Source organism: Allobosea lupini (genome assembly GCF_900109525.1).
GTDB classification, from domain to species: Bacteria; Pseudomonadota; Alphaproteobacteria; order Rhizobiales; family Beijerinckiaceae; genus Allobosea; species Allobosea lupini.
Map to the genome: position 1 here is coordinate 382,146 of NZ_FOAN01000006.1, position 24,277 is coordinate 406,422.

Genomic DNA, 24,277 nt, shown 5'->3' on the forward strand with positions numbered 1-24,277 from the left:
CGCAGCCGCTGGCGCGCGGTGGGAGCGGAGGTAAGACGCATCGCATCAGTCCTTGGTCTCGTCCTTGCCGCCATTCGCGGCCGGTTCTGGTTTGGCGGGCGGCGGGGGCGTTTCCTCCGGCTCCGCCTCGGCCTCGGGCTCCGGACCGGAGCGCTTGACGGTGACCCGTCCGCCTGCCGGCCTGGCGCGGCGGCCGATCTCCTTCGACACCGCCGCGGCGATCTCGCCCAGCGAGTGCTCGACACCCTCCAGCCCCTTGACCGTGAGTTCGGTCGCGACCGGGGTCTCGAGTTCGCTCAGGCGCCGGTGGATGACGTAGTTGAGGTCGCTGGTGACGCGCCCGACGATGTCGACATCGCCGACCACGCAGATCAGGTCGAAATCCATCGTCCCCGTGCCGAGCTTCTTGAACAGCACGTTCGGGGCCGGCTTCTTCAGCACATCGCCATGCGCTTCGGCGGCCTCGAGCAGCATGGCCCTGACCTCGGTCGGATTGAGCCGACGCGGCACGCTGATCGAGATCAGCACCCGGCCCGTCCGGTCGGAGCGGACGCGGTTGCGCACCACGCCCGAGACCAGGTTCGAGTTCGGCACGATCACCGAGGAGCGGTCGAAGGTCTCGATCTCGGTCGAGCGGACATTGATGCGCTTGACGATGCCCTCGGCGTCGCCGACCAGCACCTGGTCGCCGACCCGGATCGGCCGCTCCCAGAGCAGGATCAGGCCCGAGACGAAGTTCGACACCACCGACTGCAGGCCGAAACCGATGCCGACCGAGAGCGCCGAGGCGACGAGGGTCAATCGTTCCAGGCTCAGGCCCAGCGAAGAGAAGCCGATCGCGGCCGCGCCCGCGTAGCCGACATAGCCGGCCGCAGTGGTGATCGAGTTGCGCAGGCCGGTGTCGAGCGCCGTGGTCGGCAGGAACTTGCCATCGAGCCAGTTCTGCAGCGAACGCGTCGCCGCAAGGCCGAGTGCGAAAAGCAGGATCGCCACGACGATCGAGGACAAGGAGACCGTGACCCCGCCCACCTGGAAACCGAAGAAGGCGGCCCGCAGCGAGGTCGTCAGATCCGTCGATTCCAGGCCCCAGGGCGCCAGCACCAGCATGATCGTGACCACGATGAGCACGATCTTGAGCGCGCCGGCGAGCACCACCGCGATCTTCTGCAGCGTCGCGGCACGAAGGCCGATACCGGCCCGCAGGGTCAGCGCGAACCGCCCGTCGCCGGTCAGCTGGCTGACGATGCCGAGGTCGATCAATTGCGTCAGCAGCACGAAGACGGCCGCGAGGATGCCGAGCCAGATCACCTGCTCGGTCAGGAAGGTCCCCAGCACGACATAGCCGAGCAGCAGCGACAAGATGATGGCGATGCCGACCACCCAGCCGAGGATGCGCACCGGGCCGAGGCTGGCGCCGTCGACCGGCACATAGGGGCCAAGGCACGCCTCCTGCTCGATCTCCTGGTTGTCGCGCAGGCGATAGAGCCCGGCGATCAGGACGAGCGCGAAAACCGTGGCGACGACGCCGCGCACGATGATCGACAGGGTAAGGCCGGCGGCGATCGCCTGCAGCCAGGCCTCAAGGACCTTGCCGATCGCCATGACGATGGCGAGCGAGCCGGCAAGCCACGCCACCGTCTTGGCGGTCGATTCCATCACGCTGGCAAGGCGCCGCTGCGGCTCACCGGGGGCGAACAGCGCATCGACCAGCGCCTGGACGAAGGCGAACAGGGCGAGCCCGAAGACCGCCGCGAGGATCACCGGCTGGATTCGCGGCGGCAGCAGGCCGGCGGCGTTCAGGCCGGCATAGATCAGCCAGGACGCCAGCGCCGGCGGCGCCGTCCGCGCGATGATGCGGATGAGTGCCCCGTAGAGGATGTGACGGTCGGTCGAATCGACCTTCGCCGCCAGCCGCGCCGTCAGCCGCGGCATATAGCGGGCGCGCGCCACGTAGAGCGCGATCGCACCGAGGAAGGAGAGCGCGACCAGAAATCCGCGGGCGCTGAACAGCGCCGTCGTGAAGACCGAAAGCCAGTCACCGAAGATGAACTGCGAGGCCCGCAGATCGGACGGCAGAGCCGTCAGCGTCGTCGACCAGACTTCCGGGTTGAGGACCGAGGGACCCGGCGCGAAAAGCGCCTTGGCGAAGCGGTCGCGCCTGAGATCGCCGATCGAGCTCTGCAGCTGCTCGGCCTGGAGCAGCGTCGCGCGCCCGATCTTCAGGGTCTCGTCCGCCTCGGCGAAAGTCTTGGTGCGCGTCTCGCGCTCGCGCGCCACATCAGGCGTCTCCGGCGGCGCATTGGCGTCGGGCTTGGCCCCGAGTTGCTCGAGCCTGAGCTTGGCCTGCTCGGTGCGCGGCGCCTGCTCGTCGGTGAGGATGCGCAGCTGGTCGAGCAAGGGCTGCAGGCGCAGACGCTGGCGCTGAAGCTCATTGTCCGAGACATTCGGATTGGCGAGCGAGCCCTCGATCTGGCTGAGCTCGCCGCGGATCGAGTCCAGGCGGGCGCGCGGGCTGGTCGTATTGTCGGCAGTCTGCGCCAGCACCACCAGCGGCACGACGAGCAGCATCAGCGCGAGCAGCAAGGCGCCGCCGGAGCGGTGCAAAGCTCGTCGTCCGAGGCCGGATATCATCGACATTGAGGTCCTGCCGGGCTGATTCGCATGGTCGCGCAGCCTCGCCGTTGCCGCGTGACGAAAGCAAGCATCTCCGACGAAACGGCGATGCAGCCGGAATCGGGGCTTCACGGCTCCACCGGGCAAAGATCGTGTGAGGGCATCACATTCCTGTGAGAGAACGCCGAGGCAGGCATAGCTGACGCTGCGTGTCTGCGACAGAAAACCGGACAGCATCATGGCAGCGCCGAAGAAAGCCGCCTGGATCGCCATGTGCGCACCCTGAAACGATTCAACGCGACCGTGATCGCAGGTGAGCACGCAACCTCTGGCGGCTGCCGCGCTTCTGGGTTTGAATTCTTCCAAGGAACATCCGGCCTCTGACGGGCTGGCCTGACTGAACGGCGAGGCGCGCTGGCTCTCTCGCCGACCTTGGGATCGAAACCGGGAGGTTTGCGGTGGCTAAGCTGAGCATCAATGGCAAGACAATTGACGTGACGGTCGAGGACGACACGCCGCTGCTCTGGGTGATCCGCGAGCAGATCGGGCTGACCGGAACGAAATATGGCTGCGGCGTCGCCCAATGCGGCGCCTGCACCGTGCATATCGACGGCGTCGCCACCCGCTCCTGCACCATGCCGGTGAGCGCCCTCACCGCCGAGCAGAAGATCGTCACCATCGAGGGCCTCTCGCCGGACGGCAACCATCCGATCCAGAAGGCCTGGATCGAGCATGACGTGCCGCAATGCGGCTTCTGCCAGAGCGGCATGATCATGGCCGCGGCTGCCCTGCTGCAGTCCAACCCCAAGCCGAGCGATGCCGACATCGCCGCCGAGATCACCAATATATGCCGCTGCGGCACCTATAACCGCGTCAAGGCCGCCATCAAGGACGTCGCCGCCGGCGGCCAGATGAATCGCGGCTGATCCGACCTCACCCATTTTTCTGCGCACGGCTCGAGCGCCACAGCCTCGCCGCAGCGCCATCCGCAATAGGAGGACGCCATGAGTCTAGCCTCTGTGACCGACACCAAGCTCTCCCGCCGCAGCATCCTGAAAGGTTCTGCCGCAGCGGCGGGCGCCTTCAGCTTCGGCTTTGCCATTCCCGTCTCCGAGGAGGCGCAGGCGCAAGGCGCGGTGCCGGAGATCAACGCCTGGGTGGTGGTCCATCCCGACGACAAGGTGGTGATCCGCATCGCCCGCTCGGAAATGGGCCAGGGTACGCTGACCGGACTCGCCCAGCTCGTCGCCGAGGAGCTCGATTGCGACTGGGCCAAGGTGACGACCGAATACCCGACGCCCGGCCAGAACCTCGCCCGCAACCGGGTCTGGGGCAATTTCTCGACCGGCGGCAGCCGTGGTGTCCGCGAATCGCACGAATACGTCCGCAAGGGCGGTGCCGCCGCGCGGATGATGCTGGTCCAGGCGGCCGCCGATGGCTGGAAGGTGCCGGCGGCCGAATGCAGCGCCGCAAAGGGCGTGATCACCCACAAGGGCTCCGGCCGCTCGATCCGCTATGGCGAGGTCGCAGCCGAAGCCGCCAAGCTCAAGGCGCCAACGGATGTCCCGCTCAAGGACCCGAAGGACTGGACCATTGCCGGCAAGCCGCTGAAGCGCCTCGACACCGCTGACAAGACCACCGGCAAGAAGGTCTACGGCATGGACTTCAAGCTGCCGGGGATGCTCAACGCCGCGATCAAGGACTGCCCCGTCTTCGGCGGCAAGGTGAAGAGCTTCGACGCCGCCAAGATCAAGGACATGCCGGGCGTCAAGCATGTCCTGCCCGTCGGCGACAGCGCCGTGGCCGTCGTCGCCGACACCTGGTGGCGCGCCAAGACCGCGCTCGATGCGCTGCCCATCGTCTGGGACGAGGGCGAGCACGCCAAGGTCTCGAGCGAGAGCATCGCCGCCTGGCTGAAGGAAGGGCTCGACGCGCCGCAAGCCGCGGTCGGCAACCAGAACGGCGACGTCAAGGCCGCCATCGCCAATGCCGCCCGCGTCGTCGAGCAGGTCTATTCCTATCCGTTCCAGAACCATGCCTGCATGGAGGTGATGAACGCGACCGCGCTCTACACCCCCGAGCGCTGCGAGGTCTGGACGCCCACGCAGAACGGTGAGGCGGCGCTCGCCGCCGCATCCGAGGCCTCCGGCCTGCCGCTGGCGAAATGCGAGGCCTACAAGATCGATCTTGGCGGCGGCTTCGGCCGGCGCGGCGCCGTCCACGACTGGGTCCGCCAGGTCGTCGCCATCGCCAAGCAGATCCCCGGCACGCCGGTGAAGCTGATCTGGTCGCGCGAGGAGGACATGCTGCACGGGCGCTTCCATCCGGTGACGCAGTGCAAGCTCACCGGCGCGCTCGACAAGGACGGCAATCTGACCGGCCTGCACCTGCGCATCTCCGGCCAGTCGATCGTCGCCGGGATCTTCCCGCAGAACATCCAGAACGGCCGCGATCCCGCCGTCTTCCAGGGGCTCAACCCGCCCGGACCGGAGGCTTCGATCGGCTACGGCGTGCCGAACCTGCTGATCGACCACGCCATGCGCAACCCGCATGTGCCGCCGGGCTTCTGGCGCGGCGTCAACCTCAACCAGAACACGATCTATCTCGAATGCTTCATGGACGAGCTCGCCCATGCCGCCGGCAAGGATCCGCTCGAGTTCCGCCGGGCGCTGATGAAGAACCACCCCAAGCATCTCGCCGTGCTCAATGCCGTCGCCGAGAAGGCCGGCTGGGGGACGAAGGCTCCGGAAGGCGTCTATCGCGGCATCTGCCAGACCATGGGTTTCGGCTCCTATGTCGCGGCGGTCGCCGAGGTCTCGGTCGACGCCGACGGCAAGCTCAAGATCCACAAGATCACCGCCGCGACCGACCCCGGCCACGCCGTCAACCCGGCGCAGATCGAGCGCCAGGTCGAGGGCTCCTTCGTCTATGGACTCTCGGCCGCGCTCTTCGGCGAGTGCACGGTCAAGGACGGGCGCATGGTCGAGGAGAATTTCGACACCTATCCGGTGGTGCGCATGGAGGACATGCCGGCGGTCGAGACGATCATCGTGCCCTCCGGCGGCTTCTGGGGCGGCGTCGGCGAGCCGACCATCGCGGTCGCGGCCCCCGCCGTGCTGAACGCGATCTTCGCCGCCACCGGCAAGCGCGTGCGCAACCTGCCGCTCAAGAATACGGATCTGCGCAAGGCGTGAGATTGGTGAAAGGGCAAGGTCATCCCGGCCGAAGCAAAGCGAAGAGCCGGGATCCATTCCGGAACGCCAATCGGAAAGGTTCCGGAATAGGTCCCGGGTCTCCCTTCGGTCGCCCGGGACGACTAGCGATTATTTTCGCCGGTCTGCTCTTAGCCATTCCAGCCACTGCCCTCGAAGCCTACACCGTCGTCGGCGACGCGATCCCCGCGCCGCTCGGCGGCAAGGTCGGCGATCCCATGCGCGGGCGGGCGCTCGTGCTCGATCGCACGCAGGGCAATTGCCTGATCTGTCACCAGCTGCCGGAGCCGAACGAGCCCTTCCAGGGCACGATCGGCCCCGATCTCGCCGGGGTCGCGAGCCGGCTCGACATGGGCCAGCTCCGCCTGCGCCTCGTCGATGCCAGCCTGCTCAACCCGCGGACGGTGATGCCGCCCTATTTTCGTAACCAAGGATTGCGAGACGTTGCGCCGGCCTTTCGCGATCGGCCGGCGCTCACCGCCCAGGAGATCGAGGATGTCGTCACCTATCTCGCCAGCCTGCGCACGCCCTGAACCGGCGCTCTCGCGCCGCGAGGTGATGGCGGCCGGCGTCGCCGGCCTCGCCCTCGCCGCCGTGCCCGCTTCCACCCAGGCGGCCGCGCCTCCCGCTCTCGCCGAGCTGATCGCGCGCATCACCGAAGGCGCGGTGCCCGAGCGCGGCAGGATCACCTTCGACATTCCGCAACTGGTCGAGAACGGCAATTCGGTCGATGTCGCGATCCAGGTCGAGAGCCCGATGACGCAGGCCGACCATGTTCGCTGGATCCATGTCATCGCCGAGAAGAACCCGTTTCCCGATGTTGCCCGCTTCAATCTCACCCCTCGCAGCGGCCGGGCCGACATCCGCGCCACCTTGCGCCTCGCGACTTCGCAGAAGGTCGTGGCGATTGCCTCGCTGAGCGGCGGCGGCTATGTCATGGCCGATGCCGATATCGTGGTGACGCTCAGCGCCTGCATCGACGGAGGCTGAACCGATGGCATCGTTCAACGCCCGCATCACCATGCCGGCCGAGGCCAGGGCCGGCGAGATCGTCGAGATTCGCGTCCTGGTGCGCCATCCAATGGATCGCGGCGGCCAGGTCGATTCCGAAGGCCGCGTCGTCCCGCGCAAGATCCTGAACCGCCTGACCGTGACCTATGCCGGCGAGCCGGTGTTTCGCTACGACATGCACACCGGCGTCTCCGCCAATCCCTTCGTCAGCTTCACCACCCGCGCCGTCGAGACCGGCGACCTCACCTTCGAATGGCGCGAGGATGGCGGGGCGACCTTCACCCGCACCGCCCGTCTCGTCGTGACATGACCACATTCCCGCAATGATCCCCACAGCCCTCATCCTGAGGAGCCGCGCCAGCGGCGTCTCGAAGGATGCTCCAGAGCGCACTGGACCATCCTTCGAGACGCGATCTGCGATCGCTCCTCAGGATGAGGGCTATGGTTCCGGGAAGGCCTTTTGGCTGGCCACCGCATTGATCAGCTTGTTGCTGACCGCCGCGACCGCGGAGGAGATCAAGCCGGGCAGCGCCTTCCTCTCAGCCTCGATGCAGCGCCAGCAGGAGGATGAAGCCCGCAATCCCGGCTGGCTCTGGGTCGAGCAGGGCGAGGAGCTGTTCAGCCGCCGCGAGGGTGCAGCGCCGACCTGCATCTCCTGCCACACCGATCCCAAACAGAGCCTGCGCGGGGCCGCCGCCCGCCACCCGCAAGTCGACGCCGCCAGCGGCAAGCTGATCAATCTCGAGGGTCGCATCGAGCAGTGCCGGGTCGACCGTCAGAAGCAGCCCGCCTTCGGCTATGAGAGCCAGGAACTGCTCGGGCTCACCGCCTATGTCGCCTCGCTTTCGAAGGGCGTGCCGCTGACGGTCTCGGCCGAGGGCGCGGCCAAACCCTATTATGAAACCGGCAAGGCCTTCTACGACCGCCGGCAGGGCCAGCTCAATCTCGCCTGCACGCAATGTCATGACGGTCTGGTCGGCCAGAAGCTGCGCGGCGACACGATCAGCTACGGCATCGGCACCGGCTATCCGGCCTACCGGCTCGAATGGAACGGACTGGGGTCGCTGCACCGGCGCCTGCGTGCCTGTTCGCTCGGCGTCAGGGCGACGCAGTTCGACTACGGCTCGGACGAATACCTCGCGCTCGAACTCTATCTCGCCGTGCGCGCCAAGGGGCTCGCACTGGAGGCACCCGGCCTGAGACGCTGACGTCTCTCCAGTTCGAGTCGTCCCGGACAAGCCGCGTCAGCGGCGCCGATCCGGGACCCACGCCTGAGCCTTTCCGAATGAGGTTCCGGAATGGATCCGGGTCTTCGCTTCGCTGCGCCCGGGACGACTCGTGGATATCGGGGACATGCTATTGGCGACGGCTACGCGAGCCGTCACGATCCCGGCACAGTCCTGTCGGAGACGTCGTGGATGCTTCGCCTGCCTGCCTTCGTTGCCTTCATGCTGATCGCCACCGCTGCCATCGCCGAGCCCGATGCCGAGCCGCCAGCCTCGGCAGCCGGGGCCACCGCGTCACCGCCGCCCTTCGTGCTCAAGGGCACCGAGGTCAGGACGATCCGGGCCAAGGCGCTGCAGCGCGACTACGAGATATTCGTCAGCCTGCCGGAATCCTATCAGAGCCAGCCGCGCCGGCGCTTCCCGGTGCTATTCGTCACCGATGCCGACTATACCTTCCCGCTGGTCCGCTCGATCGCCCGCCGGGTCGGCAACCGGGCCAGGGGGCTGGAGGAGTTCATCCTGGTCGGCCTGTCATATTCGGTCGGCGACACGCCCGAATACAGCCGCCGGCGCGACTACACCCCGACGCCGAACGGCGAGAAGACACGCGATCCGTCGGGCAAGCCGCCAGTCTTCGGCGAAGCGGAGGGCTATCGCCGCTTCCTCTCGGAGGAGGTGATGCCCTTCGTCGCTGCGACGTACCGCACCGACACCACCCGCAGCATCTATGCCGGCCATTCCTATGGCGGCCTGTTCGGCCTCTACGTGCTGCTGACCGAGCCGAAACTGTTCTCGCACTACATCATCGGCAGCCCCTCGCTCTGGTTCGACCAGAAGGTGCTGTTCCAACGCGAACGGAGCTATGCCGAAGCCAACAAGGAATTGAGGGCGAACGTCTTCATGTCGATCGCCTCCTACGAGACGATCGACAAAGCGTCCGGCGATCCGCGCTACAACGGCAAGACCGACATGATCGCCGATCTCAGGGAGTTCGAGCAGGCGCTGCGTTCGCGCAATTATCCGGGCCTCAAGCTCGCGAGCGAGGTCATCCCAGGCGAGGACCATCTCACCGTCTTCCCTGCGATCGTGACGCGCGGGCTGCTCTGGGCGCTACCGGCGAAGCGGGATTAGGCACAATCCCACGACAAGGTCATCCCGGGCGATCGCAGGGAGACCCGGGATGACCACGACTGCGTGGGGTACGATCAATCCTTCTTGCTCTTGCCGTCCTTCGGCTTCTCCTTGTCCCGGCCCTTCGGCTTCGCCCGATTGTGGAAGCTGGCATTGCCGAGCCCGGTGCCGATCGTCAGCACCGCCCAGTGCTCGACATCCTGCATGAACGGCAATTCGCTCAGGCCCTGCACGACGGCATCATTGTGCATGGTGACGACGGTATCGTGCTCGCCGATCTCCGGCGCCATCTCGCGAATGCTCTCGACCAGATTGAAGCGGCTGCTCGACCAGTTTCCGGGCAGGTTCTGGGCGCCGCGATCGATCGCGCCGTCCGGCTCGATCAGGCCGGGACAGCCGACGCCGATGAAGGGCGCGACGCGCAGGCCTTCCTTGGCTGCGTGTTCGATCTGCTCGCGCAGCATCTTGCCGAGCCGCCTCACGGCCTGCTCGCGGCTCGTCTCCTCATCGGCATGGCGCCAGAGCTCGGTTTCCCAGACTCGCGCCTTGCTGAGATCGGAGGCCTTGTCCTGGCGCAATTCGACGATCCCCGCACGAATGTTCGAGCCGCCGATATCGACCGCGACCAGGCTGTCATAGGCCTCGAAGATCCATTTCGGCGCGAGATGGGCGCTGCCGACCAGCCCGGCTTCGTCAGAGTGATGGCGCACCGGCACGAGCTCGATGGTGTAGCCCTCGGTCTGCAGAATGATGCCGGCTCGCGCGATCGCCAGTTCGCCGATCCGGCTCTGGCGGAAGCCGCCGCCGACGACGATGCGCTCGACCGGGCTCCAGGCCTTCTGGCGCAGGAAGCGACGGATGACGAAAGCGAGCGACTGGGCGAAGCGCTCGACGGCCGAGAGCACCAGCGCCGCCTCGCGGGCTTCGCCCTCCGTCAGCAGCTTGTCGAGCTCCGATTTGCTGACGGTCTTGCCGACCTTCGCCAGCGGATCCTCGCTGGTCTCGGCAAGATGGCTCCGCAACTCGGCGAGATGATCCATGAAGGCGCCCCGGCTCGCCTTGTCGCCGAGGAAGCCGTCACCGTCGCGGATTTCGAGATTGTAGCTGGTGACGATGACCGAGGGCAGCTCCTGTGCCCCATGCGGCCCGGTCGGGTTCGTCTTGCTCGCCGTCGCCACTGCCATCACCGCCCCCGTCGTGAAAGTCACGCGGGGAGAACGAGCGCGCCCCCCTGGCGGTTCCTGCGCCGCGCGGCCGCATGCCCCGTCTGCGCTGCGGGCGGGACATTCAACCTACTGGCGATTGACCCCACTGCGTCCTTTCGCCTCCATAGCCGGCGGCGCGCTTCGCGGCCTGGGGGATTGTAGATGCTCGAAGTGATCGGCCGCTCGCTCGCGATCGGCATCGGCGCGACTGCCTTGCTCGACCTCTGGGCGCTGTTCCTCAACCGCGTCTTCGGCATTCCGCTGGCGAACTGGGCGATGGTCGGGCGCTGGTTCGCCTATCTGCCGCGTGGCCGCTTCATGCACGACACCATCGCCGACACGCCGCCGGTCGCACGCGAGCTCGCGATCGGCTGGATCATGCACTACCTGATCGGTGCGCTCTTCGCCGCGATCGTCCTGCTGATCTGGGGGCTCGACTGGGCCCGCAATCCGACGCTGCTGCCGGCCCTGATCGTCGGCATCGTCACCGTCGGCTGCGGCTGGTTCATCCTGCAGCCGGGCATGGGCTTCGGCCTCGCCGCCAGCAAACGGCCGAACGCCAACCAGGTCCGGCTGATCGGACTGATCAACCATGTCGTTTTCGGGCTGGGCCTCTGGCTCGCCGCGCTGCTGGCGCGCTGAACTGCGCCTCACGAACTTTCAAAGGCAAGGACGGAAAACCCATGGCCGCGACCCTGTTCCACAATGCCCGCATCGTCGACGGCACCGCGCCCGAGCGCGCCGCGCCCGTCTCTGTCCTGGTCGAGGGCGGGTTGATCCGCGAGGTCGGCAAGAGCGTGCGCTCCGACAAGGCCAGGGTGATCGATCTCAAAGGCCACACGCTGATGCCCGGGCTGATCGACGCCCATGTCCACGTCATCGCCGGCCTCGCCGATCTCGGCCGCAACGCCGCCTTGCCCGACTCGCTCGTCACGGTGCGCTCGCTGGTGATCATGCGCGAGATGCTGCTGCGCGGCTTCACCACGGTGCGCGATGTCGGCGGCGCCGATTTCGGCCTGAAACAGGCGACTGAAGAACACGATTTCCCGACGCCGCGCCTCGTCATCTCCGGCAAGGCGCTGAGCCAGACCGGTGGCCATGCCGACTTCCGCGGCCGCTACGACGACCGGCTGCCGCCGACGACGCGGTATCGCCTCGGCGCGCTCGGCCGCATCTGCGACGGCGAGGCCGAGGTTCGACGGGCCGCGCGCGAGGAACTCAAGGGCGGCGCCGACTTCATCAAGATCATGGCCAATGGCGGCTGCGCCTCGCCGACCGACCCGATCCATTTCCTCGGCTTCTCGGTCGGCGAACTCGAAGCGGTCGTCGAAGAGGCCCGCATGGCCGGAACCTATGTCTCCGCCCATGTCTACACCGACGAGGCGATCCGCCGCTGCGTCGAGGCGGGCGTCCATTCGCTGGAGCATTGCAACCTGATCAAGGCCGAAACCGCCAAGCTCGCAGCGAAGAACGGCGCCGTCGCGGTGCCCACCCTCGTCACCTATGACAAGCTCGCCAGCGAGGGCGGCAAGCTCGGCTTCCCACCCGATTCCGTCGCCAAGGTCGAGTTCGTCCGGGCCGCCGGCATGGAATCGCTGGCAATCATGAAACAGGCGGGGCTCGCCATGGCCTATGGCAGCGACCTGCTCGGCGAGATGCATCGCCACCAGTCCGAGGAGTTCGTCATCCGCGGCCGCGCCCTGCCGGCGCATGAGGTGATCGGCGCCGCCACCCATGTCGCCGCCAGGCTGCTGAAGCTCGAGGGCAAGATCGGCACGGTGGCACCGGGCGCCTATGCCGACCTGATCGTCGTAGACGGCGACCCGCTGCAGGACCTTGCGCTGCTGACCCGCCAAGGCCGGCACATGCCCGTCATCATGAAGGCCGGCACCTTCATCAAGCGCGCCCGGCTGGACTGACGGCGCATGAAGCCCTGGACGCAGCTCGACGCCGCGCCGATCCCCGGCGGCGGCACGCTGAAGCTCATGCGCCGCGGCGAGGACGAGTTCTCGATCACGCTCGGCCATAACGAGCTGATGAACTCGCGCCTCAAGGGCTCGGAGGAGGCGCTGGCGAGCCTCGCCATCGACAGGATCGGCCAGCGCCCGAGCCTGTGCCTGCTGATCGGCGGGCTCGGCATGGGCTTCACGCTGCGGGCGGCGCTCGCCGCGCTTCCGGCCGATGCCGAGATCGTGGTCGCCGAATTGATCCCGGCGGTGATCGCCTGGGCGCGCGGCCCGCTCGCTCCGATCTTCGCCGGCTGCCTCGACGATCCCCGCGTCAGCGTGCGCGAAGCCGATGTCGTCACAGTCATCCGCGAAGGACCCGGCCGCTACGACGCGATCCTGCTCGATGTCGACAACGGGCCTGACGGGCTGATGGTCGAGGCCAATGACCGGCTCTACGACCATGCCGGCCTCGGGGCTGCGAAGGCGGCACTACGGTCTCACGGCGTGCTCGCCGTCTGGTCGGCGGGGCCGGACCGCAACTTCACCCAGCGCCTACGCCAGGCCGGCTTCGCCGTCGAAGAGAAGACGGTGCGTGCCCGTGCCGGAGCTGGCGGCGCCAAGCACATGATCTGGCTCGCTGCCCCCAAGGGAAACGCGACTGCCGCGCAGCCCACTCGCGGCGCTGGAAACAGGCGGCGCTAGCGCTCACCGAGCAGGCGCGACAGGCCGGCGGAAAGCCCAATGCTCGGCACAGGCGCCGGCAGCGCCAGGTCGCCTTGAACCGGTTTGGACGGTGGATTGCGCGCCGCGTCGAGTACCGCGGCGAAGCCCGCCTGGACCGAACAGATCACCGGCACGCCGACATGAGGCTGGACCCGGGCCGCGAGCCCGGCGAGGCCGGCGCCGCCCAGGATCACCGCCTGTGCCCCGTCGCGCGCGACCGTGCGCCGGCAGGCTTCGGCCAGCAGCGCGATCGAGCCGTCCGGATCGGCCGCGATGTCGCCACCGGTCGGCGCCACCGTCTCGATGGCGGCAAGCCGGCCATCCAGCCCGAGCGCAGCGGTGAACTCGGTCAGGATCGGCCCCCAGCGCTCGCCACCAGTGACGATCGAGAAGCTCCCGCCCTGCGCCGCCGCCTGCCGGCAAGCCGCTTCGGCCATGCCGACCACCGGCACGCTGGCGATTTCCTTCAACGCCATCAGCCCGGGATCGCCGAAACAGGCGAGATAGACCGCATCGCAATCGCCGCCGTGCTCGGCGAAGGCGTCAAGCGCCGCATGCCCGGCAATGGCGCCGGCGCTGCGGCTGGAGATGTAGCGCGCCCCGAAGCGGCCGGTCGCCGGCACGAGTTCGACGTCGGCTGGCGTCATCGGCGCCAGCACGCGCAGGACCAGCTCGGTCATCTCGGCGCTGGTGTTCGGATTGAGGACGAGGATGCGCAAGATGATCTCAACGGGCGAGAGTTGGCCGGCCTTGGGAGCTTCAATCAAGAGCCGTGCCACGAGCTTTGCCGCGCCCACTCCTCGCGAGCAAGGGCCTCGCGAGCAAGGGCAAGCCTGCAGTGTTCGCAAGATCGCCACGCGAGGCGAGCCGGCTCGGAGCTCTCATCTCCGGAACCATCGCCGCATGCACGGGTTGCTGGCTCGACGGCCCTCACATCGGAGGATGGACGATGCCAGCCAAATCGAAGGCGCAGCAGAAGGCGGCCGGAGCCGCGCTCGCCGCCAAGCGGGGCGAGATCCCCAAGAGCGAGCTCAAGGGCGCCTCGAAGTCGATGGCCAAGTCGATGACCGAGAAGCAACTCGACGAGTTGGCCTCGACCAAGCGCAAGGGAAAGCCTGAGCACGTCACGAAGCACTGAGCGCTGGAGATATCGGCCCTCTTGCCCGGTGCTCAGATCAGAGCTTCCAGCGTTCGGCGGCTGCCCATGAGATGGCAGCGATCAGGGCCATGCCGACAGTGACTGCGAAAACCAGCTGCATGCTCGCCTCCTGTGCAAGGTGAGCATGCAATGAAGTATGCCAGGTTGCAGTTCCCTGCCGCTTCACGCCGAGGTTAAACGAATCCTGACACGATCGCAGGATTGCGGCCCCTCACTTTCGAGCAGGCAGGATTTATGGCGTCCCGGAAGGGATTCGAACCCCTGACCTACGGTTTAGGAAACCGTTGCTCTATCCTGCTGAGCTACCGGGACGCACGTCCTTGCGTTTAGCATAAAGCCGATGCAGGTGAAGCCTTCCTTTGCAGTGATTATCTGCGTCCTCGCTGTCATGGCCGCATGCGCCTCGATGGTGCGGGCGGCAGATGACGCTTGCGCGCCGGAGGAAGCGGCCGAGCAGGTCCGCCTCGCCGGCCTCGACCGGCACGGCGACCCGCAGCTCGCCGATGGACGGACCATCAGGCTCGCCGGGCTGGCGCCACGGCAGAACGAGACCGAGCGCGAGCATTTCGCCGCGCAGCTGGCACGCTGGCATGGGCGCGAATTCCGGCTGGCACCGCTCGGCGGCCCCGATCGCTGGGGGCGTGTGCCGGCCCGATTGCTCGCAGCCGAGGGGACGGATGCGCTCGCCGGCCAGCCCGATCTGAGCGCCGCCCTTCTCGCCGCAGGCGCGGCGCGGCGGCTGCCCGAGCCCGGCCTTGCCGCCTGCAACGAACTCTGGCGCAAGGCCGAGCCACGGCCGGCGGTGGCAGGCAAGGCCGGCAGCCTCGCGCCGGCCGCAACCCAGGGCAATTTTGCCGCAGTGGCCATGCCCGTCATCGACGGCCATGATGCCTCCGCGATGAAAGCGCAGGCGGGCCGGATCGTCGTGGTCGAGGGGCGTATCGCTGCCGTGGGCGAGCGGGCACAGCGGACCTATCTCAACTTCGAACGGCGGCGTGGCGCGGGTGGCAGCATCGTTCTGTCGCGCGCGCTCTGGCGTGACTTGCAGCGCAGCGGCTGGACCGCGTCGGCGCTGACAGGTAAACGCGTGCGCGTCAGCGGTGTGGTCGAGGGGCGCGATGGCCTCCTGATCGAGGCGCAGACGCGTAGTGCACTGGAATTGATCGACTAGGGGCCGATGCGGAACGTTCAGCGACATCGTCAGCCGATCCGGGGGCGCCTCGTCGCCGCGGTGCTGCCGGCCTTGCTGCTGGCGGCCTGCTTCGGTGACCAGAATTCCGTCCTGGCACCGCTCAACCAGCCGGGCGGCGAGCCGGCGCCCCGCGTCGCCAGCCTGCAGCGAGGCACCGACCGCGAGCACCAGCGCCTGCTTGCGGCCTTCGGCGGCGAATACCGCGCCCCTCAGGTCAAGGCCGAGCTGGAAGCGATCATCGCCCGCCTCGCCAAGGCCGGCGAAGGCCAGATCGGCACCTATGAGGTGACGATCCTGAATTCGCCGATCGTCAACGCCTTCGCTTTGCCGACCGGGCGGCTCTACGTCACCCGCGGGCTGCTTGCGCTGGCCAACGATTCCTCCGAGATCGCCTCGGTGATGGCGCACGAGATCGCCCATGTCACGGCGCGCCACGCCGTCGAGCGCGCCGAGATGGAGGCGGAATCGGCGCTGGTCAGCCAGGTCGTGGCGCAGGTGCTGAACGATCCGACGACCGGAGCCGCCGTTCAGCAGAGCTCCAAGCTCTCGCTCGCCCGCTTCTCGCGCCAGCAGGAGCTCACTGCCGACCAGATCAGCGTGCGCAACATCGCCCGCGCCGGCTACGACCCCTATGGCGCCGGCCGCTTCCTGGTCTCGCTCGGCCGCAACACCAGCTTCCGCGCCGGCCAGCAGGGCGGCGGCGACAAGAAGCTCGACATCCTCTCCAGCCACCCCTCGACGCCCGAGCGCGTCGCTGCCGTCACCAATGGCGCCCGCCAGATCGGCGCGCCCGGCCTCGGCGAACGCGACGCCGCGCGCTGGCTCGCCGTGGTCGACGGCGTCGCCTTCGGCGACGACCCGGCAGATGGCGTCGTGCGCGGCCGCCGCTACCTCAACAGCGCCCTGCGTATCGCCTTCACCGCGCCGGATGGCTTCGAACTGGAGGCCGCGCGCGAGATGGTCGTCGGCGTCAGCAATGACGGCTCGCAAGCGCTGCGCTTCGATTCGGTCGCGCTGAAGGCCGGCCAGACGCTGGAATCCTACGTGGCGTCGGGCTGGATCGACGGGGTCGCCACGGCCGAGGTGCAGTCGCTGACCGTCGGCGGCCTGCCGGCGGCTGTGACCTCCGGCAAGGGCGCCGACTGGACTTTCCGCCTTGCGGCGGTCCAGGCCGGGCCGCGCGTCTACCGCTTCATCCTCGCCGCCAAGGGCCAGAACGATCCCGAACGCGCCATGCGCGCTCTGCTCGACAGCTTCCGCAATCTCAGTGCCAGCGACGCGCAATCGGTCAGCCCCCTGAGGATCCGGCTCGTCACGGCCGGCGCCGGCGACACGCCCGCCAGCCTGGCCGAGCGCATGGCCTCGACCGATCGGCCATTGGAGCAGTTCCTGATTCTCAATGGGCTGGAGCGCAACGCGAGGCTGACGCCCGGCCAGCGTTACAAGATCGTGAGCGAATAGCGCGCAGCGCGCCGGCTGCTTTCGGCGCGCCCTGTGCTAGCCTCCCGGCCGTCGTCAGGACAGGGAGGCAGCCATGGCGCTCGATCGCCGCATCGTCGAACTCTACGACGAATACACCCACAAGCCGCTCGACCGCCGGAGTTTCATGAACCGGCTGATCGCCATCGCCGGCTCGGCCGCCGCGGCGGAAGCTGCGCTCGCCTTGCTGGAGCCGAACTACGCCCAGGCCCAGCAGGTCGCGGCCGACGACGCCCGCATCGAGAGCAGGCGCATCGATGAGACGGTCGGCGGAGTCAGGCTAAAGGGCTACCTCGTCACCCCGAAGGCCCAGGCGAAGCGGGGCGGTGTCCTCGTCATCCATGAGAACCGCGGCCTCAATCCGCATATCGAGGACGTCACCCGCCGCGCCGCGCTCGCCGGCTTCACTGCGCTCGGCGTCGATTTCCTCACTCCCCTCGGCGGCACGCCGGCCGATGCCGACGCGGCGCGTGCCCTGTTCGCGCAGCTCAAGCCCGAGGACGTCGTTGCGCAGGGGCGCGCGGCTCTAGCCTTCCTCAAGGCCCGGCCGGACACGACCGGCAAGGTCGGGGCGGTCGGCTTCTGCTGGGGCGGCGGCGCGGTCAACGATCTCGCCGTCAGCGCGCCGGAGCTCAATGCCGGCGTCGTCTTCTATGGGCGCTCGCCGGATCTTTCCAAGGTGCCGCAGATCAAGGCCCGGCTGCTGATCCAACACGCCTCTCGCGATACGCGCCTGGTCGAGGGGCTGCCGGCCTATGAGGCGGCGCTGAAGGCGGCCGGCATCACTTACCAGGCGATCGTCTATCCGGACGTCGACCACGCCTTCCTCAACGACACCAGCGCCGAGCGCTACAATGCCGCGGCCGCCAAGCTCGCCTGGGAGCGGACCGTGGCTTTCCTGGCGGCAGAGACCGGTGCGGCCTGATACGAAAAAGCCCGGCGGAGCGATCCGCCGGGCTCTTGCTATCCGATAGCGGAAAGCTGCCTCAGGCAGCCTCCTCCTGCAGGTCCTCGTCGCCTTCCTCGGCATCGGCCGCCTCGGCGGCCTCGCCCTTGCCGGCGCGGCGCGGCGACTTGGCGAGCTGACCCTCGATCTTCTTCAGCGCCTCGGTCTCGGTGATCTCCTCGACGGCCGCGATCTCGCGGGTCATCCGGTCGATCGCCGCCTCATAGAGCTGGCGCTCGGAGTAGGACTGCTCGGGCTGGGCTTCGGAGCGATAGAGATCGCGCACCACCTCGGCAATGGCGACGAGATCGCCCGAATTGATCTTGGCTTCGTATTCCTGGGCGCGGCGCGACCACATGGTGCGCTTGACACGGGCGCGACCGGTCAGGGTCGAGAGCGCCTTGCCGACGATGTCGGCATCGGCGAGCTTGCGCAGGCCGACGCTCGCCGCCTTGGCGGTGGGGACGCGCAGGGTCATCTTGTCCTTGGCGAAGCTGACGACGAAGAGTTCGAGCTTGAAGCCCGCGACTTCCTGCTCCTCGATCGCCGTGATCTGACCGACGCCATGGGACGGATAGACGACGAACTCGCCCGTCTTGAAGCCCTGGCGCACAACAGTCTTCTTCGCAGTGGACATGCCGTTTCGACTCCTGCATCTCTCCGCCGGAGCGGAGACGCGACTTTCAGCCGCTGGCCGGGATGACCGGCGGCACTCTGCCTGACGTGACGGGCAAGCCTTCTGGCTCTTCTCCCGACACAACATGCTCCCTCAGTCAGTTGTTTCTTGCTGGCCACCAGACACGAAGACAGCAACACGCCGGGCATTCTGACCGGTCGGGCCTGCTGTCGTCTCTGGGAGTGCCCCGTTTGTATAACCTCGCAGGGGCAGGCGGAAAGAACTCGACTGTGGCTTGTGGATACCACAAAATTCGCGCCGAATCAAAGGTAAACGGAATGCGAATGCCGCCGGGCCGCGTTGCGGCCGGCCATGGTTAACCTCGATCAGGCTCTGACGAAGGGTAACGTCAGTCGCCTTCGCCGGGCTCCGGCGACAGAAGCTCGAGCTTGTTCGGCACGCCGTCGAACTCCTTGGCGTCGGCCGGCGAGTCCTTCTTCTGCGTGATATTGGGCCAGCTCGCAGCGAACTTCGCATTGAGCTGCAGCCAGCTGTCGAGGCCGGGCTCGGTGTCCGGCTTGATCGCCTCGGCCGGGCATTCCGGCTCGCAGACGCCGCAGTCGATGCACTCGTCGGGATGAATGACGAGGAAGTTCTCGCCTTCATAGAAACAGTCGACCGGACAGACTTCGACGCAGTCCATGTACTTGCACTTGATGCAGTTCTCGGTGACCACATAGGTCATGGCGCTGTCCTTCCAATCGGCCGGCGCTTCTTTAGAGCCGGTCGAGAGAATGTTTCAAGGCCCTGTCACGACCGGAAACGAGATCAAACTTCCATCGAAACAACCGTTTCGAGAAGATTTTTCGCAGGCGTGCTGACACGTCCCGCGCAGCCTCCGCGTTATCCCTTCGGCTCCTCCGGCGCAAGCGACGGAACGCCGCGTTCGCCGCCGCTCAGGACCTCATACAGCGTCTGCGCCTGCTCGTAGGAGCCTCGCCGCTCGGCGAAGGCAGTGACGCGCACCACCAGCGTCGCATGCGGCAAAGCCAGCGTCAGGACATCCCCCGGCTTCACCCCGAGCGCCGGGTTCTCGACGCGCTTACTTGCAATGCGGACATGGCCGTCCTCCACCAGCTGCACAGCGGCGGGGCGGGTCCGCGCGAAGCGCGCGAACCAGAGCCATTTGTCGAGGCGTTGCCGATCGTCCCGCAAGCAGCCTCCCTACGCTGCGTCAGCGCTTGCGCCCGTCATTGCCCTCGAGCTGGGCCTTGAGGGCGAGCAGCTTGGCGAAGGGCGAATCCGGATCGGGCTGGCGCTCGGCCGGGCGCGGCCGCGCCGGCTGCTGGAAGCGCTGCTCCTTGCCGCCACGCTCCTCGCGACGCGGACCACCACCGGGGCGGCCGCCATCACGCTTGAACTCGGGCCGGGGACCACGCTCGGGGCGCCCGTCACGCCCCTGGGCATTGCGACCAGCACCGTCCTGCGCCGCAGGCTCGCCGCCGGCCGGGCGCGGGCCGTTCCAGCCACCTTCGCGCCAGCGGTTGCGATTCGGCGGACGCTGCCCGCTCGGCTTGCCCTCGCCGCTTCCCGTGACGGGAGCGGCCTCGGCAGCACCGGCGCGGCGGTCGGGCCGGCGTCCACGCTGCCCCTGCTCGGGACGACGGCCGCCCTGATGGCGATGAGGCCGCCAGATCTCGATCAACTCGGGCTCGGCAGGCGCAGTCACCTCGACCGCAGCGGCAAGCTCGCCTGCCGCCTCGGCGGCAACGACAGGCTCGGCCATCTCGGTTTGGGGCTGGGACGCGGCTTCCGCCACCGGCTCGTCGCTCGGTAGAGCCAGGATCGACATCGCATCGGCCGGCACCGGCTCGGCCGGGCTGGCGACGTCGTCTTCCGTCGGAGCGGCAGCGACCTCGGCATCGGTCAGGATCGGAGCATCCGGGGTTTCACCCGCGGCAGCGACGCTGTCCGTGCTTTCGACCGCACCTTCGACGTCGACGGAATGCGCTTCATCAAGCGCGTCAGTCGCCTCGGCCACGGCCTCCACCGGGACTGCCGGCGTGGTCGCGGCCGGCGCGGGCGCAACAGCGAGCGGCACCGTGATGGCAGGGCCCGGGCGCTTCTGCGAGACATAACCGAGCGAGCGCAGGATCGAAGCGAAATCCTCGCCGGCGCAGCCGACGAGCGAGGTCATCGCGCCGGTGGCGACGAAGCCGTCCTGATCGGCAGCGCCAACCGGCGGCTGGCCGAGCGTCACGCCAGGTCGATAGGCGATCGCCGGACGGATGAGGTCGGCGAGGCGTTCGAGGATATCGACGCGCACCGCCCGCTCGCCGCAGACGCGGTAGCCGGCGGCGCGATAGAGTCCCTTCGGGATCTCCTTGTTGGCCGGGAACGAGGTCCGGCCGGAGGAGGCGAGATGCGAGATGTCGTCGAGCCCGGCGGTCTCCGGATTGCCGTGTTTCAGCGCCCAGAGCTGGGCGGCGAGCGCCCGCGGTGCCGGCTTCAGCAGCGCCGGGACATAGAGGTGGAAGGCGCCGAAGCGGATGCCAAGCTGGCGCAGGCCCGCCCGCCCTTCCTGATCGAGCGTCTTCATCTCCTCGGCGACTTTGCTGCGCTCGAGCACGCCGAGCGCTTCGGCCGCCTGATAGGCGATGCCGCGGGCGATGCCGCTGACGCTCTCGGCGTTCTCCAGGATCTGGAGTGGGCCGAGCAGCTTGGTGACGTGATGCTTCAGCCAGGCGGCCAGCCTCGTCTCGATCTGCTCGCGGGCCTGCGCCGGCAGGTGATCGTCGATCATCAGGCGCAGGCGCGGCTCAAGCACCTTCTCGCCAGCGGCCAGGCGCGCCACGGGCTCGCCGATCCAGCGCACCAACCCATCATGCGAGAGCACGAAGGCATCGTCGCCCGCCAGTACGACGCGCGAGGCGCGTGCCTCGAGCTCGCCAGCCAGCGCCTTCAGCGCCGCAGCGTTCAAAGCTTTCGCTTCCGGACCACCCGCCTTCGGGTCCGCCGTGAAACGGAAGCCTTGCAGCAATCCGACATGCTGACCCTCGACCAGGACATCGCCGGTCGCGGTGACTTCGGCCTCCAACATTGCATTCTCCCGCAGGCGACGCATCAACACGCTCGTGCGCCGATCGACGAATCGGCTGGCAAGCCGTTCGTGCAAAGCGTCCGACAGCCTGTCCTCTACAAGACGCGCCACCCCCTGCCAATGCTCAGGATCAGGCAACCAGTCCGGACGGTTCGCGACATAGGTCCAGGTCCGCACCTGGGCGATGCGGGCCGAGAGGGTGTCGATCTCGCCATCGACCCGGTCGAGCGCGGCCAATTGGCCGGCATACCAGTCCGGATCGAGGCGGCCATGGCGCATCAGGCGCAGATAGAGCGTCGTCGCCAGTTCGGCATGCTGCATCGGTGCGATCTTGCGATAATCGGGCAGGCCGCAGACCTCCCAGAGCCGCGACACCGCTGGCTTGCCCTGTGCCAGCCGCGAGACGTCATGATCGCGCGCCAGGATCTCCAGCGTCGTCATGTCCTCGGCGATCAGGGCCCGGGTCAGCCCCGGCTCCTGCGGCTGGATATTGAGGCTGTCGAGCAGCCCCGGGATCGAGCGCAGGTCGAGATCGGCGTTGCGCCACTGCACCTGCCGCACCGAGTCGAAGCGATGATCCTCGATCGCCTGGACCAGGTCCTGATCGAAGGGTGGCGCGCGCCCGGTGGTGCCGAATGTGCCGTCGCGCAGATGCCGCCCGGCCCGGCCGGCGATCTGGCCGAACTCGGCCGGGTTGAGCTTGCGATAGTGATGGCCGTCGAACTTGCTGTCGCCGGCGAAGGCGATGTGGTCGACATCGAGATTGAGCCCCATGCCGATCGCGTCGGTGGCGACGAGATAGTCGACATCGCCCGACTGGTAGATCTCGACCTGGGCATTACGCGTGCGTGGGCTGAGCGCCCCCAGCACCACCGCCGCTCCGCCCTTCTGCCGGCGGATCAGCTCGGCGATGGCGTAGACCTCCTCGGCCGAGAAGGCGACGATCGCCGAGCGCCGCGGCAGGCGGGTGATCTTGCGGTCGCCGGCAAAGGACAGGTTGGACAGGCGCGGCCGCGAGACGACGTTGACGCCGGGGATGAGCTGCTCGACCAGCGGCTTCATCGTGCCGGCGCCGATCAGCATCGTCTCCTCGCGGCCGCGATGATTGAGCAGCCGGTCGGCGAAGACATGGCCGCGGTCGAGATCGGCGGCGAGCTGGATTTCGTCGATGGCGACGAAATCGACGACGAGGTCGCGCGGCATCGCCTCGACCGTGCAGACCCAGAAGCTCGGCCGCTCCGGCTTGATCTTTTCCTCGCCGGTGACGAGCGCGACGGCATGTGGCCCAACCTTGTCGACGACGCGTTGATAGACCTCGCGCGCCAGGAGGCGCAGCGGCAGGCCGATCATGCCCGTGGGATGCGCGATCATCCGCTCGATGGCGAGATGGGTCTTGCCGGTATTGGTAGGTCCGAGCACCGCCGTGACGCCGCGAGCGCGGAGCGAAGGCGGAAGGGAACGGGTTGGGATCAAGACGCTGGAGCTTTCCTGCAGCCTGCGCGGCGAAACGCCGGGCCAGCCCTAACGGGATGAGCTGCCCGAAGGCAACCCGATCCGTGAACAGAACGAGTCCGGAACGAAGCGGGGCCGAATCGCTGACTCCCACAGAATCAGGTTTCGTTCACGGCGAGATATTGCGGCAAGCGATTCAAAAACCACAAGATTTTGAATCGCCCTCATTCTTCATCCTTCGCCGACTTGCGCGCGCGAGGGCCGCTTTCGCTCATGTAGGTGTTGTGCGCCAGAACGCGAGAGGACTCCGAGGAATACGGTAGACAATAAGCCGCCAGTTAATCCGCGAACACATCGGCCACGACCTGCGCCGCCTCATCGGGCGCCTCGACATGGACGAAATGGCCGGCGCCCTCGCAGAAGCTCACCTCCACATCGTCGAAATAATGCGACAGGAAGCTCGCCCACTCCGATTTCAGGATCGGGTCGTGCCGGCCCCAATGGACCCTCGTGCGCTGATGGATCGGCACGGAGGGAGCCGGGTGCCCGTCGATCGCGGCGATCCGCGCCGCGTTCTGGCTCCGATACCAGTCGAATCCGCCGCGCAGATTGCCGGGCTTCATGAAGTTCTCGACGTAAGTGTCGAAGACCGGCGCGAAGGCATCCTTGCGATGGCACCAATGCGTCAGGAAATGCCCGAGATAGAGCGCGCAGGCCTCGCGGCTGGAGCCGATCAACTGCTCCGCCAGCGGCAATTGCTGGAAGGACTGGTACCAGATCTCGTTGACATGGCCATCGCGGACCCAGGCCGAGCCTACACTCGGCGTCGGGCAGTTGAAGAACAGGAGCTTCTCGACCCGTTGCGGATGACGCCGCGCCAGCCCCTGCGCCACATAGGCGCCGACATCGTGGCCGACGACGCCGACCGGCCCGGTGCCGAGCGCGTCCAATAGCGCCGCGATGTCGTCGGCATGGGCGTTGGCGCCGACATCGCTGCGCGGCGTCGCTGACTTGCCGCTGTCGCCGAAACCGCGAAGATCGGGCGCGATCAGACGGAACTCACCGTGCAGCCGGTTCATCACCGGCAGCCAGCTCATCCAGAATTCCGGCCAGCCATGCAGCAGAAGGACTGCCGGCCCGTCGCCGACCTCGGCGACGTGGAGAACGGTGTCCCGCACGACGACCTGGCGGTGCCTGAGGCCGGGCGGCAAGGCGAAATCGCTGGACATGACGGCTCCGGAACCGAATCGCCGGGAAGGCTAG

The 24,277-nt window shown here is 67.7% G+C and carries 22 protein-coding genes and 1 tRNA gene; 14 read left to right on the forward strand and 9 right to left on the reverse strand.

What is annotated here, in order from left to right; genetic code table 11:
* Positions 1–45: 45 nt before the first annotated feature.
* Positions 46–2,637: a DUF3772 domain-containing protein gene (locus BMZ21_RS19660; RefSeq protein ID WP_167561680.1), complete on the reverse strand. Its 2,592-nt coding sequence runs from the start codon at positions 2,635–2,637 to the stop codon at positions 46–48.
* Between the two features lie 434 nt (positions 2,638–3,071).
* Between BMZ21_RS19660 and BMZ21_RS19665 the strand changes: the two genes are divergently transcribed.
* The 7 genes from BMZ21_RS19665 to BMZ21_RS19695 all read left to right on the forward strand — a co-directional run bounded on the left by BMZ21_RS19665 (position 3,072) and on the right by BMZ21_RS19695 (position 9,193).
* Positions 3,072–3,539 (forward strand): (2Fe-2S)-binding protein, encoded by a 468-nt coding sequence (locus BMZ21_RS19665; RefSeq protein ID WP_091837991.1) that lies wholly within the window; start codon positions 3,072–3,074, stop codon positions 3,537–3,539.
* A gap of 78 nt (positions 3,540–3,617) precedes the next feature.
* Complete coding sequence (locus BMZ21_RS19670) at positions 3,618–5,807, forward strand: xanthine dehydrogenase family protein molybdopterin-binding subunit (protein ID WP_091837994.1); 2,190 nt, start codon at positions 3,618–3,620, stop codon at positions 5,805–5,807.
* 236 nt (positions 5,808–6,043) lie between these two features.
* Positions 6,044–6,358 (forward strand): sulfur oxidation c-type cytochrome SoxX, encoded by a 315-nt coding sequence (gene soxX / locus BMZ21_RS19675; protein WP_208862325.1) that lies wholly within the window; start codon positions 6,044–6,046, stop codon positions 6,356–6,358.
* Positions 6,321–6,815, forward strand: coding sequence for a thiosulfate oxidation carrier protein SoxY (locus BMZ21_RS19680; protein ID WP_091837996.1), 495 nt, complete (start codon positions 6,321–6,323; stop codon positions 6,813–6,815). The genes soxX and BMZ21_RS19680 overlap by 38 nt, the downstream gene beginning before the upstream one ends.
* Before the next feature lie 4 nt (positions 6,816–6,819).
* Positions 6,820–7,146 carry a thiosulfate oxidation carrier complex protein SoxZ gene (gene soxZ / locus BMZ21_RS19685; protein ID WP_091837998.1) on the forward strand — a complete coding sequence of 109 codons (327 nt, stop codon included), beginning with the start codon at positions 6,820–6,822 and terminating at the stop codon, positions 7,144–7,146.
* A 178-nt stretch (positions 7,147–7,324) separates the two neighbouring features.
* The gene (gene soxA, locus BMZ21_RS19690; protein WP_208862326.1) at positions 7,325–8,044 is read left to right on the forward strand and encodes a sulfur oxidation c-type cytochrome SoxA; all 720 of its coding nucleotides are present in this window, start codon (positions 7,325–7,327) and stop codon (positions 8,042–8,044) included.
* Positions 8,045–8,254: 210 nt separating this feature from the next.
* Positions 8,255–9,193, forward strand: coding sequence for an alpha/beta hydrolase (locus tag BMZ21_RS19695; RefSeq protein WP_208862327.1), 939 nt, complete (start codon positions 8,255–8,257; stop codon positions 9,191–9,193).
* A 74-nt stretch (positions 9,194–9,267) separates the two neighbouring features.
* On the opposite strand, the gene BMZ21_RS19700 is transcribed toward BMZ21_RS19695, so the two are convergent.
* Positions 9,268–10,401, reverse strand: coding sequence for an ROK family protein (locus BMZ21_RS19700; RefSeq protein ID WP_425285452.1), 1,134 nt, complete (start codon positions 10,399–10,401; stop codon positions 9,268–9,270).
* Positions 10,402–10,560: 159 nt separating this feature from the next.
* Here BMZ21_RS19700 and BMZ21_RS19705 point away from each other — a divergent pair, with 159 nt between their 5' ends.
* Genes BMZ21_RS19705 through BMZ21_RS19715 form a run of 3 tightly spaced genes read left to right on the forward strand, consistent with a single transcriptional unit; the run spans position 10,561 to position 13,049 of the window.
* Complete coding sequence (locus BMZ21_RS19705; RefSeq protein ID WP_091838000.1) at positions 10,561–11,040, forward strand: DUF2938 domain-containing protein; 480 nt, start codon at positions 10,561–10,563, stop codon at positions 11,038–11,040.
* A gap of 41 nt (positions 11,041–11,081) precedes the next feature.
* The gene (locus tag BMZ21_RS19710) at positions 11,082–12,317 is read left to right on the forward strand and encodes a metal-dependent hydrolase family protein (protein ID WP_091838002.1); all 1,236 of its coding nucleotides are present in this window, start codon (positions 11,082–11,084) and stop codon (positions 12,315–12,317) included.
* Between the two features lie 6 nt (positions 12,318–12,323).
* On the forward strand, positions 12,324–13,049 hold the full coding sequence (locus BMZ21_RS19715) for a polyamine aminopropyltransferase (RefSeq protein WP_091838005.1): 726 nt from the start codon (positions 12,324–12,326) through the stop codon (positions 13,047–13,049).
* Here the strand turns inward: BMZ21_RS19715 and BMZ21_RS19720 are convergent.
* Positions 13,046–13,789: an aspartate/glutamate racemase family protein gene (locus BMZ21_RS19720; protein WP_091838357.1), complete on the reverse strand. Its 744-nt coding sequence runs from the start codon at positions 13,787–13,789 to the stop codon at positions 13,046–13,048. The two genes, BMZ21_RS19715 and BMZ21_RS19720, sit on opposite strands and share 4 nt — an antisense overlap.
* A 230-nt stretch (positions 13,790–14,019) precedes the next feature.
* Here BMZ21_RS19720 and BMZ21_RS19725 point away from each other — a divergent pair, with 230 nt between their 5' ends.
* Positions 14,020–14,208, forward strand: coding sequence for a DUF3008 family protein (locus BMZ21_RS19725; RefSeq protein ID WP_091838007.1), 189 nt, complete (start codon positions 14,020–14,022; stop codon positions 14,206–14,208).
* Between the two features lie 256 nt (positions 14,209–14,464).
* On the opposite strand, the gene BMZ21_RS19730 is transcribed toward BMZ21_RS19725, so the two are convergent.
* Positions 14,465–14,541, reverse strand: a tRNA-Arg gene (locus BMZ21_RS19730).
* Positions 14,542–14,569: 28 nt separating this feature from the next.
* Here BMZ21_RS19730 and BMZ21_RS19735 point away from each other — a divergent pair.
* The 3 genes from BMZ21_RS19735 (at position 14,570) to BMZ21_RS19745 (ending at position 17,825) form a co-directional block, all read left to right on the forward strand.
* Positions 14,570–15,400 (forward strand): hypothetical protein, encoded by an 831-nt coding sequence (locus BMZ21_RS19735; RefSeq protein ID WP_091838009.1) that lies wholly within the window; start codon positions 14,570–14,572, stop codon positions 15,398–15,400.
* A 6-nt stretch (positions 15,401–15,406) separates the two neighbouring features.
* Positions 15,407–16,882 (forward strand): M48 family metalloprotease, encoded by a 1,476-nt coding sequence (locus tag BMZ21_RS19740; protein WP_091838011.1) that lies wholly within the window; start codon positions 15,407–15,409, stop codon positions 16,880–16,882.
* A 73-nt stretch (positions 16,883–16,955) separates the two neighbouring features.
* Positions 16,956–17,825, forward strand: coding sequence for a dienelactone hydrolase family protein (locus tag BMZ21_RS19745; protein ID WP_091838014.1), 870 nt, complete (start codon positions 16,956–16,958; stop codon positions 17,823–17,825).
* Positions 17,826–17,886: 61 nt separating this feature from the next.
* Here BMZ21_RS19745 and BMZ21_RS19750 read toward each other — a convergent pair whose 3' ends face one another.
* The 5 genes from BMZ21_RS19750 to BMZ21_RS19770 form a co-directional block, all read right to left on the reverse strand.
* Positions 17,887–18,483 carry a CarD family transcriptional regulator gene (locus tag BMZ21_RS19750; protein ID WP_091838016.1) on the reverse strand — a complete coding sequence of 199 codons (597 nt, stop codon included), beginning with the start codon at positions 18,481–18,483 and terminating at the stop codon, positions 17,887–17,889.
* Positions 18,484–18,871: 388 nt separating this feature from the next.
* Positions 18,872–19,207 carry a ferredoxin FdxA gene (gene fdxA / locus BMZ21_RS19755; RefSeq protein WP_091838018.1) on the reverse strand — a complete coding sequence of 112 codons (336 nt, stop codon included), beginning with the start codon at positions 19,205–19,207 and terminating at the stop codon, positions 18,872–18,874.
* A 158-nt stretch (positions 19,208–19,365) separates the two neighbouring features.
* On the reverse strand, positions 19,366–19,677 hold the full coding sequence (locus tag BMZ21_RS19760) for an RNA-binding S4 domain-containing protein (protein ID WP_091838020.1): 312 nt from the start codon (positions 19,675–19,677) through the stop codon (positions 19,366–19,368).
* A 19-nt stretch (positions 19,678–19,696) separates the two neighbouring features.
* Positions 19,697–23,032 (reverse strand): helicase-related protein, encoded by a 3,336-nt coding sequence (locus BMZ21_RS19765; protein WP_091838360.1) that lies wholly within the window; start codon positions 23,030–23,032, stop codon positions 19,697–19,699.
* Positions 23,033–23,352: 320 nt separating this feature from the next.
* A complete protein-coding gene (locus BMZ21_RS19770) occupies positions 23,353–24,243 on the reverse strand; it encodes an alpha/beta fold hydrolase (RefSeq protein WP_091838023.1) in 891 nt (296 codons plus the stop codon).
* Positions 24,244–24,277: the final 34 nt, after the last annotated feature.

Bases quoted from the DNA above. Each gene is read 5' to 3' on its own strand.
- BMZ21_RS19660 (WP_167561680.1), bottom strand. From the start codon at position 2,637: ATGTCGATGATATCCGGCCTCGGACGACGAGCTTTGCACCGCTCCGGC.
- BMZ21_RS19670 (WP_091837994.1), top strand. From the start codon at position 3,618: ATGAGTCTAGCCTCTGTGACCGACACCAAGCTCTCCCGCCGCAGCATC.
- soxX (WP_208862325.1), top strand. From the start codon at position 6,044: ATGCGCGGGCGGGCGCTCGTGCTCGATCGCACGCAGGGCAATTGCCTG.
- BMZ21_RS19680 (WP_091837996.1), top strand. From the start codon at position 6,321: ATGTCGTCACCTATCTCGCCAGCCTGCGCACGCCCTGAACCGGCGCTC.
- soxZ (WP_091837998.1), top strand. From the start codon at position 6,820: ATGGCATCGTTCAACGCCCGCATCACCATGCCGGCCGAGGCCAGGGCC.
- BMZ21_RS19695 (WP_208862327.1), top strand. From the start codon at position 8,255: ATGCTTCGCCTGCCTGCCTTCGTTGCCTTCATGCTGATCGCCACCGCT.
- BMZ21_RS19705 (WP_091838000.1), top strand. From the start codon at position 10,561: ATGCTCGAAGTGATCGGCCGCTCGCTCGCGATCGGCATCGGCGCGACT.
- BMZ21_RS19710 (WP_091838002.1), top strand. From the start codon at position 11,082: ATGGCCGCGACCCTGTTCCACAATGCCCGCATCGTCGACGGCACCGCG.
- BMZ21_RS19715 (WP_091838005.1), top strand. From the start codon at position 12,324: ATGAAGCCCTGGACGCAGCTCGACGCCGCGCCGATCCCCGGCGGCGGC.
- BMZ21_RS19725 (WP_091838007.1), top strand. From the start codon at position 14,020: ATGCCAGCCAAATCGAAGGCGCAGCAGAAGGCGGCCGGAGCCGCGCTC.
- BMZ21_RS19735 (WP_091838009.1), top strand. From the start codon at position 14,570: ATGCAGGTGAAGCCTTCCTTTGCAGTGATTATCTGCGTCCTCGCTGTC.
- BMZ21_RS19740 (WP_091838011.1), top strand. From the start codon at position 15,407: ATGCGGAACGTTCAGCGACATCGTCAGCCGATCCGGGGGCGCCTCGTC.
- BMZ21_RS19745 (WP_091838014.1), top strand. From the start codon at position 16,956: ATGGCGCTCGATCGCCGCATCGTCGAACTCTACGACGAATACACCCAC.
- BMZ21_RS19750 (WP_091838016.1), bottom strand. From the start codon at position 18,483: ATGTCCACTGCGAAGAAGACTGTTGTGCGCCAGGGCTTCAAGACGGGC.
- fdxA (WP_091838018.1), bottom strand. From the start codon at position 19,207: ATGACCTATGTGGTCACCGAGAACTGCATCAAGTGCAAGTACATGGAC.
- BMZ21_RS19770 (WP_091838023.1), bottom strand. From the start codon at position 24,243: ATGTCCAGCGATTTCGCCTTGCCGCCCGGCCTCAGGCACCGCCAGGTC.